The organism is Brevundimonas sp. UBA2416, from assembly GCF_002343105.1.
Lineage (GTDB): Bacteria > Pseudomonadota > Alphaproteobacteria > Caulobacterales > Caulobacteraceae > Brevundimonas.
The window spans coordinates 291,575-311,427 of record NZ_DDRM01000015.1 but is presented as its reverse complement, the minus strand read 5'-3'; the positions used below and the strand labels follow the sequence as shown (position 1 = coordinate 311,427).

The 19,853-nt window shown below is 67.2% G+C and carries 22 protein-coding genes; 11 read left to right on the top strand and 11 right to left on the bottom strand.

Going from position 1 to position 19,853, the window contains the following annotated elements:
- Positions 1-20: 20 nt before the first annotated feature.
- From B3E43_RS05575 to B3E43_RS05560, 4 genes are read left to right on the top strand one after another with little or no spacing between them, the layout of a single operon-like run.
- Positions 21-827: a dienelactone hydrolase family protein gene (locus tag B3E43_RS05575; protein WP_292027385.1), complete on the top strand. Its 807-nt coding sequence runs from the start codon at positions 21-23 to the stop codon at positions 825-827.
- 7 nt (positions 828-834) lie between these two features.
- Positions 835-1,626: an alpha/beta hydrolase family protein gene (locus tag B3E43_RS05570; RefSeq protein ID WP_292027384.1), complete on the top strand. Its 792-nt coding sequence runs from the start codon at positions 835-837 to the stop codon at positions 1,624-1,626.
- Positions 1,623-2,378, top strand: a complete 756-nt coding sequence (locus B3E43_RS05565; protein WP_292027381.1) for a dienelactone hydrolase family protein — start codon at positions 1,623-1,625, stop codon at positions 2,376-2,378. Before B3E43_RS05570 ends, B3E43_RS05565 begins: the two co-directional genes overlap by 4 nt.
- A 14-nt stretch (positions 2,379-2,392) precedes the next feature.
- Positions 2,393-3,559, top strand: a complete 1,167-nt coding sequence (locus B3E43_RS05560) for a cystathionine gamma-synthase (RefSeq protein WP_292027380.1) — start codon at positions 2,393-2,395, stop codon at positions 3,557-3,559.
- 19 nt (positions 3,560-3,578) lie between these two features.
- Here B3E43_RS05560 and B3E43_RS05555 read toward each other — a convergent pair whose 3' ends face one another.
- The 8 genes from B3E43_RS05555 to B3E43_RS05520 all read right to left on the bottom strand — a co-directional run bounded on the left by B3E43_RS05555 (position 3,579) and on the right by B3E43_RS05520 (position 9,535).
- Positions 3,579-5,516 (bottom strand): S9 family peptidase, encoded by a 1,938-nt coding sequence (locus B3E43_RS05555; RefSeq protein ID WP_292027379.1) that lies wholly within the window; start codon positions 5,514-5,516, stop codon positions 3,579-3,581.
- A gap of 103 nt (positions 5,517-5,619) precedes the next feature.
- On the bottom strand, positions 5,620-5,886 hold the full coding sequence (locus tag B3E43_RS05550) for a hypothetical protein (RefSeq protein ID WP_292027378.1): 267 nt from the start codon (positions 5,884-5,886) through the stop codon (positions 5,620-5,622).
- A 100-nt stretch (positions 5,887-5,986) separates the two neighbouring features.
- A complete protein-coding gene (locus B3E43_RS05545; RefSeq protein ID WP_055828885.1) occupies positions 5,987-6,199 on the bottom strand; it encodes a cold-shock protein in 213 nt (70 codons plus the stop codon).
- A 219-nt stretch (positions 6,200-6,418) separates the two neighbouring features.
- A complete protein-coding gene (locus tag B3E43_RS05540; protein WP_414631340.1) occupies positions 6,419-7,021 on the bottom strand; it encodes a fasciclin domain-containing protein in 603 nt (200 codons plus the stop codon).
- 208 nt (positions 7,022-7,229) lie between these two features.
- Positions 7,230-7,442 carry a cold-shock protein gene (locus B3E43_RS05535; RefSeq protein ID WP_055828888.1) on the bottom strand — a complete coding sequence of 71 codons (213 nt, stop codon included), beginning with the start codon at positions 7,440-7,442 and terminating at the stop codon, positions 7,230-7,232.
- A gap of 172 nt (positions 7,443-7,614) precedes the next feature.
- Positions 7,615-7,827: a hypothetical protein gene (locus tag B3E43_RS05530; protein ID WP_292027377.1), complete on the bottom strand. Its 213-nt coding sequence runs from the start codon at positions 7,825-7,827 to the stop codon at positions 7,615-7,617.
- A 51-nt stretch (positions 7,828-7,878) separates the two neighbouring features.
- Positions 7,879-8,577 (bottom strand): TorF family putative porin, encoded by a 699-nt coding sequence (locus tag B3E43_RS05525; protein WP_292027376.1) that lies wholly within the window; start codon positions 8,575-8,577, stop codon positions 7,879-7,881.
- Positions 8,578-8,608: 31 nt separating this feature from the next.
- Positions 8,609-9,535: an NAD(P)H-dependent flavin oxidoreductase gene (locus tag B3E43_RS05520; protein ID WP_292027375.1), complete on the bottom strand. Its 927-nt coding sequence runs from the start codon at positions 9,533-9,535 to the stop codon at positions 8,609-8,611.
- A 226-nt stretch (positions 9,536-9,761) separates the two neighbouring features.
- Here B3E43_RS05520 and queF point away from each other — a divergent pair, with 226 nt between their 5' ends.
- Both queF and B3E43_RS05510 read left to right on the top strand, forming a co-directional pair.
- Complete coding sequence (gene queF / locus B3E43_RS05515; protein WP_292027374.1) at positions 9,762-10,223, top strand: preQ(1) synthase; 462 nt, start codon at positions 9,762-9,764, stop codon at positions 10,221-10,223.
- Between the two features lie 5 nt (positions 10,224-10,228).
- Entirely contained in the window at positions 10,229-10,651 is a 423-nt protein-coding gene (locus B3E43_RS05510) for a VOC family protein (protein WP_292027373.1), read from the top strand.
- Between the two features lie 21 nt (positions 10,652-10,672).
- Here the strand turns inward: B3E43_RS05510 and B3E43_RS05505 are convergent, their stop codons facing one another.
- Positions 10,673-11,491, bottom strand: a complete 819-nt coding sequence (locus B3E43_RS05505; protein WP_292027372.1) for a DUF2306 domain-containing protein — start codon at positions 11,489-11,491, stop codon at positions 10,673-10,675.
- Between the two features lie 440 nt (positions 11,492-11,931).
- Between B3E43_RS05505 and B3E43_RS05500 the strand changes: the two genes are divergently transcribed.
- The 4 genes from B3E43_RS05500 to B3E43_RS05485 are packed head-to-tail and all read left to right on the top strand — an operon-like array spanning position 11,932 to position 15,904.
- Positions 11,932-12,675 carry a helix-turn-helix domain-containing protein gene (locus B3E43_RS05500; RefSeq protein WP_292027370.1) on the top strand — a complete coding sequence of 248 codons (744 nt, stop codon included), beginning with the start codon at positions 11,932-11,934 and terminating at the stop codon, positions 12,673-12,675.
- Positions 12,672-13,553 carry a DUF817 domain-containing protein gene (locus B3E43_RS05495; RefSeq protein WP_414631339.1) on the top strand — a complete coding sequence of 294 codons (882 nt, stop codon included), beginning with the start codon at positions 12,672-12,674 and terminating at the stop codon, positions 13,551-13,553. The genes B3E43_RS05500 and B3E43_RS05495 overlap by 4 nt, the downstream gene beginning before the upstream one ends.
- Positions 13,550-14,266 carry a class I SAM-dependent methyltransferase gene (locus B3E43_RS05490; RefSeq protein ID WP_292027369.1) on the top strand — a complete coding sequence of 239 codons (717 nt, stop codon included), beginning with the start codon at positions 13,550-13,552 and terminating at the stop codon, positions 14,264-14,266. The genes B3E43_RS05495 and B3E43_RS05490 overlap by 4 nt, the downstream gene beginning before the upstream one ends.
- A gap of 54 nt (positions 14,267-14,320) precedes the next feature.
- Entirely contained in the window at positions 14,321-15,904 is a 1,584-nt protein-coding gene (locus B3E43_RS05485; RefSeq protein WP_292027368.1) for a phytoene desaturase family protein, read from the top strand.
- Positions 15,905-15,907: 3 nt separating this feature from the next.
- Here B3E43_RS05485 and B3E43_RS05480 read toward each other — a convergent pair whose 3' ends face one another.
- Together B3E43_RS05480 and B3E43_RS05475 are read right to left on the bottom strand one after the other, a co-directional pair.
- A complete protein-coding gene (locus B3E43_RS05480) occupies positions 15,908-16,285 on the bottom strand; it encodes a response regulator (RefSeq protein WP_292027367.1) in 378 nt (125 codons plus the stop codon).
- Positions 16,282-17,784, bottom strand: a complete 1,503-nt coding sequence (locus tag B3E43_RS05475) for a sensor histidine kinase (protein WP_292027366.1) — start codon at positions 17,782-17,784, stop codon at positions 16,282-16,284. The genes B3E43_RS05480 and B3E43_RS05475 overlap by 4 nt, the downstream gene beginning before the upstream one ends.
- Positions 17,785-17,921: 137 nt before the next feature.
- On the opposite strand from B3E43_RS05475, the gene B3E43_RS05470 reads away from it, so the two are divergent.
- The gene (locus tag B3E43_RS05470) at positions 17,922-19,853 is read left to right on the top strand and encodes a carboxylesterase family protein (protein WP_292027365.1); all 1,932 of its coding nucleotides are present in this window, start codon (positions 17,922-17,924) and stop codon (positions 19,851-19,853) included.

The following is a 19,853-nucleotide window of genomic DNA, read 5'->3' as shown; positions in this document are numbered from 1 at the left end:
AATGCTGTTGAGGCCCTTCCATGAAACGTTTTCCGACCTCGGCTATCGCCGCCATCGCCGCCGCCGCGCTCTTCGGCATGGCTTCGAATGCCTCGGCGCAGGCCGCCGCCCCGGCGGGATGCTCTGACGACGTGCCTCAGCGCGCCACGCGCGGGAACACCGAGTTCGTCAGCAATTCGCAGACGGTTCGCGGCCTGCTCTACAAGCCGACCGGCCCTGCCAATGGCGCCGCCGTGGTCCTGCTGCACAGCTCTGAAGGCCTGTCCGTAGACGCCCACTCGTTCGACCCGCACGCCATCCAGCTGGCGGCCCGCGGCTATCATGTGCTGGTGCCGAACTATTTCGAGGCGAGGGCGCGCCAGGTTCCCTGGAACGGACGTGATGTCCGGCTGTGGGCAGAAGCGGGGCATGCCGCCGTCGCCTATATGGGCACGCTCGAGGGCGTCGATCCGGCGCGGGTCGGCATCTGGGGCTTCTCCCTGGGCGGGTTCGTCGCCACCGACGGATCGGCTCATCCGGATTCGACGGCGCGCGTGGCCGTCGGGGTCGGGACGGGCCAGGACATCTTCGAGGCCAGCCGCGGCCGTAGGGAACTGCCGATGATGCTGATCGAGGGCTATTCGACCTTCCCCATCATCTCGGCCGCCACAATGCGCGAGTTGGCCGCCAACCTGCGGCGCCGGGGCGCGACGGTCGAGGTCCAGATGCTGGCCTCGCCGGAACGGTCCATGACTGGCCAGGTCTGGTGTGAGGTGTTCCAGCACACGCGGCGCTTCCTCGACGCAAACCTCCTGCCCGCCGCCGCCCCAGAAGCCCCTGCCGGGTAAGGCGCGGGTGCGCCGGCGCCTCATCGCCCTGGCGAGCCTCCTCGCGGCGCTCGCGAGCGCATCGACGTCGGTCGCCCAGACCGATGCGACACCGTCGCGCGTCGGCATTCCCGGCTGCGCTGACGATGTGGCAGTCCTGGCGTCGCGGACGCTGATGTCGTTCGAAAGCCGTGGACGTCCGGTCCGCGCCTATCTCTATGCGCCGCGCGGTGAGCCGAACGGTGCGGGTCTGGTCATGCTGCACGGCGGGACCGGCTTCGAGATGAACTCGATCCTGTTCGACGCCCACGCCATCCAGCTGGCCTCGCGGGGCTACTGGGTCATTCTCCCTGCCTATTTCGACGCCGATGCGCCCGCCCAGGGGCGACGGCTGGTGAATGCGCGGGCCTGGCGTCAGGCGGCGCTGGACGCCGCAGACCAACTGGCCGGCCAGCCGGGCGTGTCGCCGGGCCGTGTGGCGCTGTGGGGCTATTCCCGCGGCGCCGGCGTCGCCCTGAACGCCGCAACCGTGGCTGAAAGCCCGGTCCGCTCGGCGGTCCTGGTGGCCGGCGGCGGCGAGGTCGACGGAAGTCTCGTGGGCCGGAACCTGTCATTCCTGCTGATGCACGCCCGGCGGGATGAGGCCGTGCCTGTCCGCGCGACGCTGGAACTCGCGGCTGACCTTCGTCAGGCTGGAGCCGCGGCCGAGGTTCAGGGGCTCGATTTCGACGGGCACCAGTATGATCTTCCGACCTGGTGCGCGGTCATGGGCCGGACGCGCGCCTTTCTGGAAGGCGGACCCTCGGGAGGCGCGTCATGAGCCGAACGATGAAGGACGGGTACGACCGCCGCGCCGTGCTGGTTGCGGCCGGGGCCCTGGCTGTTGCTTCGCCGACCGCCGCCCGGCAGGCGACGGAAGCGGCGGCCTTCACCACCGAACTGACGACCTATCCCAGCAACGGCAAGGCGATCCGCGCGGCGGTGTTCCGGCCGACCGCGAATGCGCGCGGCTCCGGCGTGGTGCTGATGCACGGTTCGGGCGGCATCGGGCCGGAGCAGGTGGTGCTGGGCGAGTTGTTCGCCGCTGATGGCTATGTCGCCGTCGTTCCGACTTATCTGGACGCGGCCGAGGATGATGTGGTCCGGCCCGAACCCGTGATGAACGCCTGGCGCGACTGCGGCTCCGACGCCATCGAATGGCTGATCGGGCAGGGCATCGACAGCAGTCGTACCGGAATCATGGGCTATTCGCTGGGCTCCCACATCGCCGTGGACGGGGCCTTGGGCGAAAGCCGTGCGGCGGCGGCGATCTCTGTGGCGGGGGGCTGGGATGTCTATACGCCGCGCCGTCCGCTGCGGCGTATTCCGGTGCTACTGATCTCGGCCCAAAGGGACACCCATGTCCGCCCGGTCAGCACGGCCCACTGGCGCCATTTCCTGATTGAGAACGAGGTGCCGGTCCGGGCGCGCACCGTGCGCGGCGCCGGCCACATTATGAACCGGCGGCAGTGGGAACAGGTCTATGCCTATGCGCTGGACTTCTTCAACGGCAACATCGGCCGCCCCTCATAGTAACTGGATATTCCATGGCATTGCTCAAGAACAGTCAGGGCTTTTCGACCCGCGCGATTCACGCGGGCCAGCGCCCGGACCCGACCACGGGCGCGGTCATGACCCCGATCTACGCCACTTCGACCTACGCCCAGGAAAGCCCGGGCGTGAACAAGGGCTATGAATACGCCCGCGGCAAGAACCCGACGCGCGAGGCATTTGAGGCCTGTCTGGCTGATCTGGAAGGCGGAACGCACGGCTTCGGCTTCGCCAGCGGCATGGCGGCGACCTCGACCGCATTGGAGCTGCTGGACGCCGGTTCGCACATCATCACCGGGGACGACCTTTACGGCGGCTCATGGCGGCTGTTCGAGCGGGTGCGGCGGCGGTCGATGGGGCTGGACTTCAGCTATGTCGACATGGCGAACCTCGGCGCCGTCGAGGCCGCGATCACGCCGAAGACCAGGCTGATCTGGGCCGAGACCCCGACCAATCCGCTGATGAAGCTGGCGGACATCGCCGGCCTGTCGAAAATCGCCAAGGCGCACGGCCTGCTGCTGATCGTCGACAACACCTTCGCCACGCCCTGGAGCCAGCAGCCGCTCAAGCTGGGGGCCGATGTGGTCATGCATTCGGCGACCAAATATCTGAACGGCCACTCCGACATCATCGGCGGGGCGCTGGTGACGGCGGACCCCGAGCTGGCGAAGGAGATCAAGTTTCTGCAGAACTCGGTCGGCGGCGTCATGGGGCCGTTCGACGCCTTTCTCGCAAACCGGGGCCTGAAGACGCTGGGCCTGCGCATGAAGGCGCACAATGAGAACGCCCTGGCGGTGGCGCGCTGGCTGGAGGACCGGAAGGGGATTGCGAAGGTGATCTACCCCGGCCTGATCAGTCACCCGCAGCACGAGTTGGCCTCACGCCAGATGAACGGTCGCTACGGCGGCATGGTCACGGCCCTGATCGACGGCGATCTGGAGCGGACCAAGCGGGTGCTGGAGCGGGTGCAGGTCTTCACCCTTGCGGAGTCGCTGGGCGGGGTCGAAAGCCTGGTCAACCACCCGGCCATCATGACCCACGCCTCGGTGCCGAAAGAAGTGCGCGAGGCGGGCGGGGTGACGGAGAACCTGATCCGGCTGTCGGTCGGGGTCGAGGACGTCGACGACCTGATCGCGGATCTGGATCAGGCGCTGGCGGTCTAGGGCCAGCAGGAACCGGCGATCAGTCCTCGCTCAGCAGGGTCTCGCGCCAGAACATCAGACTGGCCCAGAACTGGTAGTCCTGGTTGACCTTCTTGGCGAAGCCGTGGCCCTCGTCCTGGCCCAGCAGGTGCCAGGCGGTGCGACCGTTGGCGCGAACGGCGGCGATCATCTGGTCGGCCTCTGACGCCGGCACGCGAGGGTCGTTGCCGCCGGTGACCACCATCAGGGGGATGTTGATCTCGTCGACGCGGGTCATGGGGGAAATCTCGAGCAGGCGGGCGCGCTGGGCCGGGTCGCGCTCGTCGCCGTATTCCACCCGCCGCAGGTCGCGGCGGTAAGCCTCTGTATTCTCGAGGAAGGTCACGAAGTTGGAGATGGCGACCACGCAGTTCGCGCCGCGGAGGCGGTCGCCGTAGTGAATGGCCCCGGCGTAGCACATGTAGCCGCCGTAGGAGCCGCCGGTGACGGCGACCCGCTCCGGATCGATGGCCGGATCGGCGCCGAGCCGGTCGAGGAAGGCGCCGAGGTCGCGCACCGAATTCTCGCGCAGATCGGGCCCGTTATCCAGGCTGACGAACCGCTTGCCGTAGCCGGTGGAGCCGCGGACGTTGGGGAAGAAGATGGCGATGCCCAGTTCGTTGATCAGGTAGTTATTGCGGCCCATGAAGCCGGGCCGACTCTGGCCCTCGGGCCCACCGTGGATGTTGACGATCAGGGGGCGGGGGCCCGGGAAGCGGGCCGGATCGGGGCGGTAGAGGAAGCCCGAGACCGGCTCGCCATCAAAGCTGGCGACCTCGATCAGCTCAGGCTCGACGTTGCGGGTGACGTCCAGACCTCCGGTTTCGCTGCGGGTCCAGCGGGTGACGGCCAGGGACCGGGGATCGACGGAAAAGGCGTCGGAGGCGCTGCGGGCCGAGGAGAAGGTCAGGCCAATCTCGCCCCAGGGCGCGATCTCCAGGCCGCCGGCGATGCCGGCGGGCAGGCCGTCGACCGTGCGAACCTGGCCAGACGCCGGGTCAAGCAGGCGCAGGCGGGTGCTGCCGGCCTCATTGATCGTATAGGCGATGAAGGCGCCGTCCCTGGCGATGTCGAAATCCGCGACATCCCAGCGCGGTTCCATCGAAACGGGCGAGAAGACGCCGGTGGACAAGTCGATGCGGCCAAGCCGCTGGAAGTCGCTGTCCTGGTCCGAGGTGACCCACAGCGTCCCGTCAGGCGCGAACTGGGCGCCGCCATAAGCGATCGGCAGGCTGTGATCGCCGATCGGCGTCATGCGGCCGCTGGCGAGGTCCAGGGCGTGGAGGTTGGACTTGGTGACCTGGATATACTGGACGACCAGGGCGGTGCGGCCATCGGGCGAGAAGTCTGCGATGGTCCATCCGCCGCCGCTGACCTCGGCCACCATGCGGGCGGTTGAGGGATCGCGCGGGTCCATGACGTAGAGATCGCTGTCCCGGCCGTTGCGGCGCGTTGAGGAATAGCCGATCAGGCGCCCGTCCTGACTCCAGGCGCCGAAGCCGTTGCGGCTGCGACCCCCGTCGGTCAGCAGGGTCAGGCGGCCATCCGCCAGGGCGTACAGCTGGAAGAACTCGTCACCGCCCCTGTCCTTGCTGACGACCAGGGCGTCGCCGGCGGGGGACCAGCGGCCGCCGACGGGTTCCACCTCGAAACTGAGCTGCTCGCGGGCGCCCATCGGCGTGGCGACGCGGTGAATCTGGGCGGTATTGCCGAAGCGGGTCGAAATCAGCATCGACCGGTCGGCCGCATTCCAGCCCGCGAAGCCGGCGGTGCGGAACTCCATATAGGAGCGGGTCTCCGCCGCCATGGCCGCCGGAATGGCCGGAAGGCCGTCAGCGATCAGGGCTGCGGGCCTTTCAACGACATCTGAGGCCTGGGCGAAGGCGGCGGTCGGCGCCAGGGCGCAGGCGAGGATGATGGCGAGCGGACGGATGCGCATGGAACCCCCTGTTCAGGCGGATGCGATCCGCCGAAGCGGGGAGGTTGTCAGTGAAGGGGGCCAGAGTCCAATCGCGGGCAGCGCCCGCTTGCGCGGGGCAGAACTAGGCGGCCTTGCTGTCCGGCAGGGCGGTCTGGTGGCCGGTCGCCGGGACGACCTTCTTCTTGGCAGGCGCGCGGGGCTTCTTGACGGCGGTGGTCGTCTTGTCGGCGGCGCGGCGGGCCATTTCTTCGTCGATCAGGGGCACCAGTTCGGCGGCGGTGGCCATCTTGGTGGGAGAGCCGCTCTCGGACAGACGGACCGCATTGAGGCGCAGGGCCTTCAGGTCGGGATCGGTCATGGTCGGGAGCTTTTCGGCCAGCGGGGTCATCGGCATCTCCTGGAGTTGAAAAACAGTCGGGCCGGCGCCTGTTCGGCGGCCGGCCCTTCCGTCAGCTGGCGCTAGGTCCAGCAGGGTCGCATGTCGGAAACTATTCGGCGGCCTTGAGGCGACCGGCCGATTCCTTGCCCGAACGCGAGTCGCGTTCGACTTCGTAGGAAATCTTCTGGTTTTCGTTCAGCGTGCCCAGGTCGGACGTTTCAACGGCCGAGGCGTGGACGAACACGTCCTTGCCGCCGTCATCGGGGGCGATGAAGCCGTAACCCTTGGTGGAGTTGTACCATTTTACAGTGCCGGTAGCCATTTTGAGACCTCCGTTAGGCGTTGACCGCCGGAAGAGGTTCCGGGTCGGCCTGTCGGGTCTGAATGGGATCGGCTTTGGACCTCGGTGCGCGATGCAAAGGGGCAGCAGCGTTTCGCAGTGAGATCGACGAAGCCTCAGATGGGCGCTTTGCCGACCAATAGCAAGCTGTGCCGTAGCCGTAACGGCGGAACGCCCTTCAGGCGTCCCGCCGGCCGATCATCAGTTGGGCATGGAGACGGTGTCGGTGACGTGGATGACGCCGTTCGACTGGAACACATCAGCCTGGGTCACATTGGCGACGCCGCCCATTTCATCGGTCAGGATCACGGCGGAGCCGCGCATCGTCGCCGTCAGGACGCCACCCTCAACGGTGGTGAGGCGCGCCTGTCCGCCACCTGCGCGGATCTGCGCCATCAGGTCGGCGGCGCTGACCCGGCCCGGCACCACGTGATAGGTCAGGATCCTGGTCAGGGTCGCCTTGTTGGCCGGCTGGACGAGCGTATCGACCGTGCCGGCCGGCAGTTTGGCGAAGGCCGCGTTGGTGGGCGCGAAGACGGTGAAGGGGCCGGGGCCCGACAGCGTCTCGACCAGTCCGGCGGCGGTGACTGCCGCGACCAGGGTGGTATGGTCGCGCGAGTTGACGGCGTTCTCGACGATCGTGCGGCCCGGATACATGGCGGCGCCGCCGACCATCACAGCGGCCTGGCCGTCAGCGCCGGCGTCCATGGAATCCATGCTGCCCATGGAAGAACAGGCGGCGGTCAGCAGGGCGCTGCCGGCGATGGCGGCGAGAAGGGCGGCGCGGGTGGGGGTCATGGTCATATGGTCTCTCCTGAGCGGCCGTCGTTACGGCTCGGACGGAAGGACGACGGTGGCCGGTTCGTGGATGCGGCCCTGCGGCCTCTGGCCACGGCCTGCATCCGGGACGCAGGTTTCGCGTTGCGCGGGCGACCGGACAGAAAAACGGCGGCGAAGGCCTTCGCCCTCGCCGCCGTCGAAATCATGCGTCGGTAAGGCCCGACGCGTGAACTCAGCCTTCGGTCTTCAGCTGACCAGCCGATTCCTTGCCCGAACGCTTGTCGCGCTCGATTTCGTAGGAAACCTTCTGGTTTTCATCCAGGCCGCGCAGGCCCGCTTGTTCGACGGCCGAGATGTGGACGAAAACGTCCTTGCCGCCGTCGTCAGGCTGGATGAAGCCGTAGCCCTTGGTGGAGTTGAACCATTTAACAGTGCCGGTAGCCATTTTCAGGACCTCCGCTAGCAGTTGGCCACAGGGAAAAGCCCCTGCGGTCTGTCGGGTCTGAAAGGAGCGGCTAGACCTCAGTGCGAAAGCAGAGGGTGGCGTTTCGCAGAGAGCTCGACAAAACGCTTTTGGACCGGCGGCGCGCCAAAATCAAGGCAGGCCTCCGGCCTGGCTATTCGGCCGCATCACCCTCTGGAGCAGCGACATAGTGTTCCTGGCAGAGCTTCCTCAGGGCGGCCGTCAGGGTCGGCCCGTACAGGGAATCCTGGATCCGCTCGAACCCTTCGGACTGAAGGGCCTGTTTGATCTCGCTGACGGTGCGGCAGCCTCCGCCGCGCGCCAGTTCATAGGCGCGTTCAAGAGTCGTCGGTCGATGGCTGCTCATTTGTCCTAGATAGGGACCCGGGCGCGAATTGCGAGGGTCCCTGTCGAAGGATCAGAAGGCGAGGCTGATCCCGGCCACCAGACTGTCGGCATATTGTTCGCCCGGCACGTCGGCGTCGGTCGCGTAATAGCGCAGGTCGGCGTCGATATTGTTGGTGAGGGCGTAGGTGAAGCCCGCGTTCCAGGCCGTGTAGTCGAGGCTGTTGTCCTGCTCGCGCCGACCGATCGCGGCCGTGCCCTCCAGCCGGTTGGTGAAGTCCCAGCCGAGACGCGCCTCGACCCAGGTCCAGGCTTCCGTTCCGCCCATGCCGTCGGGCGAATACTGGAAGCGGACGCGTCCGCTGGCCGGGCCGATCGAGCGTTTGATGTCGGCGGTCAGTTCCCAGGCGTCGTCGTCATAGCCGGAGGCGGCGTCGATCTGCGACTTGTAGGTGGCGTTCAGGTCAAGGTCGAAGCCGGCGAGCTCGGGCCGCACGCCGAAGCCTGCTTCCGCCTCAAGATCAGACCCGCTGGAGCTCTTGATGGTCTGGAGTCCGGCGCCGCCGTACAGCAGGCCGGAGGCGCTCTCCCATTCGGCCTCGCCCCAGACATAGGCGTCGCCGTCGGACTTGGACGCGCCCTTGGAGCGGTTGTCCGTGGCGGCGCCGACCGCAAAGGCCCAGCTGCCTGCCGGGGCGTCCTGGGCGGCGGCCGGGACGGCCACAGCCAGGAAGGCAGTCGCCGTGAGTGCAGTCGTCAGGGTGCGGAGCATGTGTGGTCGCCTCGATTGAACGAGGCGGGATCTAGAGCCGCTTCTTGTCGAATTTATCACAAGCCTGCGTAAATTCGTCCGTCAGCCGATGGATTAGATCGGCCGTGGGCAGAACATCACGCACGCCTGCCGAGCCCTGGCCGGCGGACCAGACGGTTTTCCAGGCCTTGGCTTCGTCCGCCATGTCCAGCTTGTGCTCGGGCAGGGATTTCGGATCGATGCCGTTGGCGACCAGCGAGGGCGTCAGGAAATTGGCCGGAATGCCCGAGACGGCGGGCGTGTAGGTGATGTCCGAGGCGCCGGCCTCGACGATCATCTGCTTGTACTCGGCCTGGGCCATCGACTCCGTCGTCGAGATGAAGCGCGTGCCCATATAGGCGAAGTCGGCGCCCATCATGATCGCCGCCGCCACATCGCCGCCGGTCGACAGGCAGCCGGACAGGATGATGGTGCCGTCGTAGAAGGACCGCACCTCCTCGACCAGGGCGAACGGATTGACCACCCCGGCATGGCCGCCGGCGCCGTTGGCCACCAGAATCAGGCCGTCAACGCCCGCCTCGGCCGCCTTGCGGGCGTGGCGGACATTGGCGATGTCGTGGAACACCACGCCGCCATAGCCATGCACCGCCTCGACCACGTCGCGCACCGCGCCCAGCGAGGTGATGATCAGCGGGACCTTCTCCTCGACCGACACCATCATGTCGGCCATCAGCCGCGGATTCGTCGGATGGACGATGTGATTGACGCCATAGGCGGCAGCGTCCGGGGTCAGGCGCGCCTTGATGTCGTGCAGCCACTCCCGGTAGCCCTCGGTGGTGCGCTGGTTCAGCGACGGGAAGGTGCCGATGACGCCGGCGTTGCAGGTCTCGACCACCAGATCCGGTCCGGAGACAAGGAACATGGGCGCCGCGATGACCGGTAGCTTCAGACCCTTTTGCAGCGATGCCGGAATGGCCATGACGTTTCCCCGAGTTGTCTTTGGCTACGGATAGCGGGGTGTCGCGGGGGAAGGCAAATGGAAGCGAGTGGCTAGTGGCCAGTGGCTAGTGGCTGGCCACCGCTTGTGCGACGTCGCGGTCCGCGACGCCCTTCCGCCGACAGCAATGCCGCCAGCCACTAGCCACTGGCCACTAACCACTAGCCACCAGGATGACGCCGCAGGCCGAACCCGCTACATCCCCGCCATGACCACCGACACCTCAGGCCTGCACCAGCTCGGCCAGCAAACCGCCCAGCCCTCCAGCCCGGAAACGGCCGAGCTGGAACGGGTGCCCAATCCCCATCCGGGGACGCTGTATCTGACGCGCTTCACGGCGCCGGAGTTCACCAGCCTGTGTCCCGTGACGGGCCAGCCGGATTTCGCGCACATCGTCATCGACTATGCGCCGGGCGACTGGCTGGTCGAGAGCAAGTCGCTGAAGCTGTACCTGACCGCCTTCCGGAACCACGGCGCCTTCCATGAGGACTGCACCGTGGCCATCGGCCGGAAGATCGCCGACCTTCTGCAGCCGAAATGGCTGCGCATCGGGGGCTACTGGTATCCTCGCGGCGGCATCCCGATCGACGTCTTCTGGCAGACGGGCGCGCCGCCCGAGGGCCTGTGGCTGCCGGATCAGGGTGTGCCGACCTATCGCGGGCGGGGCTGAGACGCATGTCGCTCCGTCCGTTCCATCTCGCCTTTCCCGTTCATGACCTCGACGCCGCGCGGCGCTTCTGGGGCGGCGCCATGGGCTGCGCCGAGGGGCGCAGTTCAGGCGAATGGATCGATTTCGACTTCTACGGCCACCAGATCGTGACGCATCTCGTTCCGGGGATGAAGACGGCCGATGCCGGCGGCAATGCGGTCGACGGCCATCAGGTGCCGGTGCCGCATTTCGGCGTCATCCTGGAGATGATGGACTGGCAGGCGCTGGCCGACCGCCTTGTCGCCGCGGGCACGAAGTTCGACATCGAACCCTATGTCCGTTTCAAGGGCGAACCGGGCGAGCAGGCGACGATGTTCTTCCGCGACCCGAGCGGCAACGCCATCGAGATGAAGGCCTTTCAGGATCTGGGCCAGTTGTTCGCGAAATAGACGCGTCTCTGCAGGGGCATCCTAGAGGTAAGGGCCCCACATGAGGGCGATCGTCCCGAAAACTCCGATCGCCGTGAAGGCCGCGGCAGCGAGGACGATGGCTGCGGTCAGAAACTTCTGCGCCGCATGGGCGCTGCGCCCGGCCCGGAAATAGAGCTCCAGCAAGCCCAGCGGGATAAGATAGCTGCCGAAGACCAGGACGATGTCGGCCGGACCCGACAGGCTGTCCGACATGCCGACCGGCCCCTGGTTGATGAGCACCCAGCCCATGATGCCGACCCTGAGAAACCAGACGCCGCTGACCGCCATAAAGGTGCGCATGGCCCAGACCCGGTGCTGGTCGAACCGTCGCTTGACGGCGTGCCGCCACGCCAGCCCGCCGAAGATGAGGATCAGCAGCCCGTCGATCACGATGGCGGCCGAAGAGACGGCGGACAGCGAGGTCCCCCGGACGAGGGTCAGCCAGAAGCCGCTCAACGCCATGAAGGCGGCCACGACGAGGAAGGTCCGACCGCTCCAGCGGTGCAGGGCCGGGACGGCGCGCCGGATCGAAGGAACGAGTTGCATCAGCCCGGCGAAGGTCACGACCGACGCCAGCAGCACATGGGCGGCGAAAATGAAATTCCCGGTCGCGTCGCCGGCGATATAGCCGTCGATCAGCGGCTTGTCGTTCCAGCCGGCGTAGTCTCCGGACGCGGTCCGCGTGCCGTAGAAGGCCAGGATGAAGCCGATGAAGGCCGCCTGGCCTATGGCGGCGACGATGAACCAGAGGATGCCTGCCCAGCGCAGGGCTCCGGCGGCGACGCCCTTCACAGGGGGCGGTGAAGAAATGCTGGACATGAGGTCTCCCGACAGGCCCCTGAATGCGGGGTGTCGGCACGGATAGGGGCGACCTCGGCCGGGCGTCTCGCCGATTTGGAAATCGGCCAGAAAAATCCTGCGCGGGACCACCGGGACGGGCGGCGACGCGCTGGACAGGGTCGCCCGGGCGGGTCATCAATCCGCCCAGCCCTCCGGGAGGATCGGTGTCCACGCAGCCATTTCCCAGCCTTCCGGACGTCAGCCGGGCCTCCTGGCCCCGGCGGGCGCCCAGTCGTATTGAGGCTTATGCGGCGCTCTGCGCGGTCTCCTTCCTCTGCTACATCGCGGGCCGTCTGACCGACGGTACCGCCGGGACCCTGTTTTCGCTCATCGGCGCAGGGGCCTGCGGATGGGCTTGGCTGCTGACACGGGCCCTGTTCGATCCCGCGCCCCGCGACGTCCGGTGGCCCCGGATCGTGGTGACGGTGGTCGCGGTTGCCGGTGCGCTGACGGTGCTCGCGCCGGCCGAAGGCGGCCTCTACGGCTTCGCCGGGAACGTCTATGGGCTCAGCGGCTCGGCGGCCCTGTTGTTGACCTTCATTGAGCCGTTCCAGGCGCGCCAGGGTGATTTAGGAGTGCCAGAGAAGCGGTTCCGGCTCGCCTTCCTCGTGATCTATACGGCCCAGATGGTGGCGGTTCTCGGGTCTGGTGTCTCCAGCGGGGTTCCCGGGGAGATCGGGCGCACCGACCTGATCCGGATCGCCTGCGCGGTCGTCGGCTCGGTCGGGGCGGCGGCAGCGGTCTGGTATCGTTTGCGCCATCCCCTGGGGCAGGCGGACGCAACGGTTTCGGTGCGCCGGGCACCGACGGAAGAGGACAGACGCCTTGCCGAACGGCTTCTGGCCTTGTTGCGCGATGAAGCGATCGACGGTCGGCCAGACCTCAGGATCGGCGATGTAGCCGCACGGATGGGCCAGCCGGAATACAAGGTGTCCCAGTGCATCAGCACCGTTCTCGGATTCCCGAATTTCAACCGGCTGATCAATCACCACCGGATCGAGCGTGCGAAACGCCTGCTCGCTGACCCGGATCAGGTCCTGCCCATTCTGGAGGTCGCGTTCGAGTGCGGATTCGGATCCGTCGGACCGTTCAACCGTGCCTTCCGGGAGCAGGTCGGGGTGACGCCCCGGGAATTCCGTGCGGCGAGCCGGCGGCTGTCTTGAACGAACTCCGCCGCCTTCCCCTTGAGACCTGGGGCCGCCATTGGCTGGGTCGGCTTCAGACCTGGGCAGACCGCCGCGCCTGGTCCCGCTACGCTTTCGAATTCCTGATGTTCGGCATCAAACAGGGTTGGGCCTGTCTGTTCGGCGGGGTGATGCTGGCCATGCTGCTGGCGACCCATCTGTGGTGGCCGGACGCCGCGCCGGTCAGCCGGTACGACTTCCTCGTGGTCGGGGCGCTCGGCATCCAGGCGGCCATGCTGGCGCTCAAGCTGGAGAGCTGGAAGGAGGCGAGGGTGATCTTCGTCTTCCACGTCGTCGGCACGATCATGGAGCTGTTCAAGACCTGGCACGGATCGTGGATCTACCCTGAGGACAGCATCCTGCGCATCGGCATGGTGCCGCTGTTCTCGGGCTTCATGTATGCGGCGGTGGGAAGCTACATCGCCCGCATCCAGCGCATCTTCGATATCAAATTCCGCCACTATCCGCCGCTGTGGACGACCTGGGTTCTGGCGGCGGCGATCTACGTCAACTTCTTCGCCCACCACTGGCTGCCGGACATTCGGCTGGGGCTGTTCGTCCTTACCGCACTGCTGTTCGGGCGCGGCTGGTTCTATTTCACGCCGGACCGGAAGCGGCGGAAGATGCCCTTCCTGCTCGGTTTCTTTCTGGTCGCGGCCTTCATCTGGCTGGCCGAGAATATCGCCACCTTCGCCAACGCCTGGGTCTATCCGTCGCAGACCGAAGGTTGGCACATGGTGTCGGTCGACAAGCTGGGCAGCTGGTTCCTGCTGATGATGATCAGCGTGGTGCTGGTGTCGCTGGTGCACCGGCCCGAGGCGGAGGCCGGCGGGATGATCGGGGGAGGGCGACAATGAACGACGGCTGGCAGGATTCCGCCGAGGCCTGGATCGCGGCGCAGGGAGAGGCCGGCGACTATGGCCGGCGGTTCGTACTCGACGCGCCGATGATGGAGCGGGTGCGGGCGGGGGCCTATGCCTCGGCGCTCGACGTGGGCTGCGGCGAGGGCCGCTTCTGCCGTCAGCTCAAGGCCGAAGGGATCCGTGCAGTCGGCATCGACCCCGCGCCGGCGCTGATCGACCACGCCCGTGCGCTGGACCCCGAAGGCGACTACCGCATCGAGGGCGCTGAGGCGCTGGGATTTGCCGATGAGTCGTTCGATCTGGTGGTCAGCTATCTGTCGCTGATCGACATTCCCGACGCGACGGCGGCGATCCGGGAGATGGCGCGGGTGTTGAGGCCCGGCGGAACCCTGTTGATCGCCAATCTGACCAACTTCAACTCGGCCGGGGATGTTTCGGAACTGGGCTGGACGGAGATGGCGGACGGCCGTCGCGCATTCGCCATGGACCACTATCTGGAGGAGCGCTCGGCCTGGATCGAGTGGCGCGGCATCCGGATTGTGAACTGGCATCGGCCACTGTCCACCTACATAACCCTGTTGCTCGACGCGGGGCTGGCGCTGCGCCATTTCGCCGAACCGGCCCCGCAGGGCGGCGATCCGGATCGCGGGGCGCATTACCGTCGCGCGCCCTGGTTCCTGATCATGGAATGGGTCAAGCCGGGCTAAGGGGGTGACCCCTGAAACGGCTGTGCTAGAGCGTCGGACGAGACGGGAGAGACCATGGCCGCCACGCAAACCGACGTCGTCATCCTGGGCGGGGGCCACAACGGGCTGGTGTGTGCCTTCTATCTGGCGAGGGCCGGGCTGAAGGTCACCATTCTGGAGCGCCGCCATGTCGTCGGCGGGGCGGCGGTGACGGAGGAATTCCATCCGGGCTTCCGCAATTCGACCGCCAGCTACACCGTCAGCCTTCTGAACCCGAAGGTCATCGCCGACATGGACCTGGCCCGTCACGGGCTGCGGGTGGTGGAGCGCAAGGTATCGAACTTCCTGCCGCTCGATGACGGCCGCTATTTCCTCGCGGGCGAGGGGCGGACGCAGGGGGAGCTGGCAAAATTCTCGACCCGGGATGCGGAGCGGCTGCCGGAATACGAGCGCCGGCTTGAGGTCATCGCGGCGGTGCTGCGCGACTGGATCCTGAAGGCCCCGCCGAACATGGTGGAGGGCGGCTGGATGGCCATGTTGCCCGAGCTGCTCAAGGGCGCCTCGCTGGGCAAGCAGGCGGCGGGGCTGGACGTCACCGGACGCCGCGACCTGCTGGACCTGTTCGCCAAGTCGGCGGGCGACTGGCTGGACGGCTGGTTCGAGAGCGACCCGATCAAGGCCCTGTTCGGCTTCGACAGCGTGGTCGGCAACTATGCCAGCCCTTATACGCCGGGCTCGGCCTATGTGCTGTTGCACCATGTTTTCGGCGAGGTGAACGGGCGCAAGGGCGTCTGGGGGCACGCCATCGGCGGGATGGGGGCGATCACCCAGGCCATGTCCGCGGCCTGCGCGGAACATGGCGTCGAGGTGCGGCTGGAGACGCCGATCGCCGAGGTGTTGACCGAAAAGGGCCGCGCCGTCGGGGCGGTGACCGAGGCCGGCGACGTGGTGCGGGCGCGGGCGGTGGTATCGAACCTGCATCCGCGGCTGCTGTTCGAGCGGTTTGTGGACGACGCTGTCGTGCCGGCGGATTTCAGGGAGCGGATCGGGAACTACCAGTCCGGCTCGGGCACCTTCCGCATGAATGTGGCCCTGTCTGAGCTTCCTGATTTCACCAGCCTGCCGGGGCAGGGCGACCACCTGACGGCGGGGATCATCATGGCGCCGTCGCTGGCCTATATGGACCGGGCCCATGCCGAGGCGCGGCTGAACGGCTGGTCGTCGAAGCCGATCGTCGAGATGCTGATTCCCTCGACGCTGGACGACAGCCTCGCCCCCACCGGCCAGCACGTCGCCAGCCTGTTCTGCCAGCATGTCGATCCGACGCTGGGCGACGAACACCGCGACACGGTGGCCGATCTGATGATCGAGACGGTCGATGGCTACGCCCCGGGCTTCAAGGCGTCGGTGCTGGGGCGGCTGGCGCTCGGCCCCCGCGATCTGGAGCGGCGCTTCGGCCTGGTCGGCGGCGACATCTTCCACGGCCGGCTGACGCTGGACCAGCTGTTCAGCGCCCGCCCGGTGCTGGGCCACGCCGATCACCGGATGCCCGTGCCGGGGCTCTACCTGTGCGGCTCAGGCGCCCATCCCGGCGGCGGCGTCACCGGCGCGCCGGGGCATAATGCGGCGCGGGCGGTGCTGAAGGATCTGGGAAGCTAGGCCTCAGACGTTCTCGACGCCCATCGCCTTCATCAGCGCCGCGCGAATGGCGCTTTCGGTGAAGGGCTTCTGCACCGTGGCGTGACCACGCCATGCGTCGGGCAGACCGCTCTCGCCATAGCCCGTCGAGAAGACGAAAGGCACGCCGCGGGCCGTCAGCGCCTCGGCGATCGGGAAGACCTGCCGCCCGGCGACATTGACGTCCAGCAGGGCGCCGTCCAGCGGCGCCGGGTCCGCAACCATGGCCAGCCCTTCCTCGACGGTCCCCGCGGGACCAATCGGGATGCAGCCCATGTCCTCGAGAATGGTTTCCAGCAGCATGGCGACGAGAGATTCATCTTCGACCACCAGCACGCGGCGACCCGTCAACGTCTGGGTCATGATGATCTTTCCTTTTCGAGCGGAACGGAGAATTCCGCGCTGAAACCGTCGTTTGCGTAGTCCAGTATAACCGCGCCCGCCAGATCATGACGCACGTTTCGCTCAATCAGCCGGCTGCCGAAGCCACGGCGTTCAGGAGGAGCGACCGGCGGCCCGCCGATCTCGCGCCAGGTCAGCGTCAGCACCGGCCGGGTCTGGTTCGCGACGGCCCAGTCCACCATCACGCGGCCTTCGGGCGCTGACAGGGCGCCATATTTGGCGGCGTTGGTGGCCAGTTCGTGGAAGATCATGCCCAGCGACAGGGCCGCCGCCGGCTCAAGCGCCACGGGTGGGCCGTTCAGGGTGACGCGGTGCGAACCGTGCGCCTCGGTCTCATGCTGCAGAATGGCATCCAGATCGGCGCCCTCCCAGTGGCTGCGGGTCAGCAGGTTGTGGGTGTGGGACAGGGCCATCAACCGGGCCTGGAAACTCTCGGCGAAGGTGGCGGGATCGCCGTGCGACCGCGCCGTCTGCACCGCGATCGACTGGATGGTGGCCAGGGTGTTTTTCACCCGGTGGTTCAACTCGTCGATCATCAGCTTCTGGCGCTCGGCGGAGCGGACGGTGCCGGTCACGTCGTGGCCCTGGACGAAGATTCCGGCAACCGCGCCGTTGGCGTCCCGAATGGGCTGATAGATGAAGTCGAGGAACCGGGCCTCGAGCGGGCCGTCCGGCGTCCGTTGAAGCTGGACCCGGCTGGCGCGGCCCTCATACGGTTCGCCGGTCTCGTAGACGCTGTCGAGGAACTCAAAATAGCCCTGTCCCTGGATCTCGGGCAGGGCCTCGCGGATGGGTTTGCCGCTGATGTCGCGATGCCCGATCAACTGGGCGTAGGCGCTGTTGTGGATCTGGATCACATGATCCGGGCCGTTGAGGACCGTGACGAAGCCTGGAGCCTGCATGAACAGGTCCATGAGCCCCTGTCGTTCGGTCTCGAGACGGGCGTTGTCGGCCTGGACGCTGCGCGCACCGCTGAGCAACGCCCCGCCGACGATGGCGTCGATCGCGTGGACTGCCGAGGTCGTCACGTCGGCCGCGGAACGGCGAAGGTTTTCCAGCTCCGTGATGTCGATGGCGTACTGAAGGACGTGTTCGACGACGCCGTCACGAATCAGCGGCGTGTGAATGACGCTCCAGTACCGGTCTTCGTAGGCGAGGACCCCGTCCGCGCCGGGCACGGGAATGGCGTAATGGAGCACCGGGATATCGTTTCGCACACCTGTCGCGAAAACCTTCTCAAATGAAGCGCGCAGTCGCCGGGTGCTTTCCGGCGCATCCAGTCCCGGTCCGGCGTCAAACGCCTCGAACACCGGCGTCCCGATCAGGTCCGCCGCGGTTCGCTGGGTCACGGCGAAATAGGCCTGGTTGGCCCAGACGAACTTCAGCTCCGGGCCGACGATGAAATAGGCGTTCGGAGACGCGTTCAGTGCGGCCGCGAGGTCGGTCTCGATGGATGTCATCTGTCAGCGATTAGCCCCTGCTGCCGACACGTGACAGCCCCGATCAAGCCCGGCTGTAACGCTTGGCGTCGCGGTCGGTTTCATAGCGGACGTGTGCCAGGTGGGCCAAATCCCACAGGTTTGGCTAGAGTGACCCCATGACGCTTGTTTCCCTCTTCGCAGCGGCCGCCCTCATGATCTCTCCTGCCCAGACCGACCGCGCCGCGCCCACGGTTCGCGTGGCGCAGGGCGCGCTGGTAGGGGTGGCGGCGGACGGGGTCGAGAGCTTCAAGAGCGTGCCCTTCGCCGCGCCGCCGGTCGGGCCGCTGCGCTGGCGCATGCCGCAACCAGCGGCTGCGTGGGAAGGCGAACGATCGGCGACCGACTACGGCGCCATCTGCATCCAGCCCCCGTCCAACGGCGACCCCGGCGTCGGCCCCTTGCCGATGAGCGAGGACTGCCTGACGCTGAACGTCTGGAGGCCGGAGGCGCGGGGCGACCGCCCGCTGCCGGTCATGGTGTGGATCCACGGCGGCGGTCTGAACAACGGGTCCGGCACGGCGGCGCTGTACGACGGAAGCAATCTGGCGCGGCGCGGGGTGGTGGTGGTCACGGTGAACTACCGGCTGGGACGGCTGGGGTTCTTTGATCATCCCGCGCTGGCGGCGGAGCGGGAGCGCGGCGAGCCGGCGGCCAACTACGGGTTTATGGATGTCATCGCGGCGCTTGCCTGGGTGCGCGACAATGCAGAGGCCTTCGGCGGCGATCCCGGCAATGTGACGATCTTCGGCGAGTCGGCGGGTGGGACGATCGTGACCCGGCTGATGATTTCGACTCCTGCCCGGGGCCTGTTCCACAGGGCGGTGGTGCAGTCCGGTCTGGGCCGAGACGAAGGCACGCCGCTGGACCAGCCACGCCGCGACGGCGGACCCTCGATGCGGGAGCGGGGAGAGGCCTTCGTCCAGAGCCTGTCGCTCGAAGGGGCGACGGCGGACCAACTGCGGAACATTCCCGCCGCCAAACTCCTGACGCCGGCGCCCAATTTCTATGGCGGCGATCTGCTGTTGCGCGACGGCGACAGGCCTGCGCCCGCGCTGACGTTCCACCGCACAGTTGAGCCCCATTCGATGGGCGCACAGCTGCTGCCGAGCACCGACGGGCCATCCGTGTGGGTGGACCTGACGCCGGTGATCGATGGCCGACATCTGGTGAATGTCTCGGTGACAACCGACGCCAGCAACCGACCGGCCATAGCCTTCCGGTTTGACGGGGAGGGCGCCCGTCGGTTTGGACGGTTCACCGCGGCGAATGTCGGGAAGAGGTTTGCGATCGTGCTCGAGGGCAAGGTGATCTCGGCGCCGACCGTGATGACGCCCATCACAGGCGGAAGCGGGATCATTGAAGGACAGTTCACCGTCGGAGAGGCATCGACGATGGTCAGATTGATCAGCGGCGATCTACGCGAACCCGCCGTTTTCGTCCCGGAGGACGTCGAGGCCGCCTTCGCCGCCGGACGTGCGGCGCCCGTCCCCTTGATCATCGGCACGAACAGCGCCGAGTTCTGGTGGATGAAGCCGTCGGACCTGAGTCCCTATGGCGCGATCGACGACGCGATGACGAACGAAGAACGGAGAGCGTTTCTGGAGGCCTATGGCGGGGAGGGCGGTTATGACGCCCATGTCCTGAGCGACCTCGTATTCAACGAACCCGCGCGTCATCTGGCCCGACTGCACGCTGCCAACGGGCATCCGACATACCTGTACCGGTTCGATGTGGTGCCTGAGTCCAATCCCGAGCCCAGCGGCGGCGCGACCCATGCGTCGGAGCGGCCCTATGTGTTCGACAATCTGCACACGGTCGGGCGGCCGATCGGCGCGCGCGACGAGCGGGCGGCGAGGGCAATGGCCGACTACTGGACGACCTTTGCGGCCAAGGGGAACCCCAATGGGCCGGGCCGTCCGGCCTGGCCGGAGTTCGGCGCCGAGCCGGACCGGCTGCTGGAGTTCACCAATGACGGGCCGGCGGCGCGACCGATTCCGAATGCTGAACGGCTGGACCTGATCGAGCGGTTCTACACCCGGATCCGGTAA